General features: G+C 60.0%; 1 protein-coding gene. It reads left to right on the top strand.

Annotated elements, in window-relative coordinates:
- The coding region (locus tag SB719_RS21295; RefSeq protein ID WP_412159909.1) for an autotransporter-associated beta strand repeat-containing protein at positions 1 to 255 on the top strand (255 nt) is incomplete at both ends.

Raw genomic sequence — 255 nt, 5'->3', positions numbered from 1 at the left:
CGCTGCTTGGCACGGCGCTCGATCTGACCGCCGATGTGTCGGGCAGTGGTTCGCTATATAAGGAAGGGGCGGGCTCGCTTATCATCAGCGGCGATGCCAGCCATAGCGGCGGTACCACGATTGCCAACGGTTTCCTGCAAATCGGCAATGGCGGCACCACGGGTTCAATTGCGGGCAATATCGTCAATAATGCCACGCTCGCCTTCAATCGCGCGGACAAGTACAGCTTTTCGGGCGCCATTTCCGGGACAGGCG

Origin of the sequence: Pantoea sp. SIMBA_079 (assembly GCF_046940275.1) — a bacterium.
Lineage (GTDB): Bacteria > Pseudomonadota > Gammaproteobacteria > Enterobacterales > Enterobacteriaceae > Pantoea > Pantoea borealis.
This window is presented reverse-complemented; position numbering and strand designations above follow the sequence as displayed.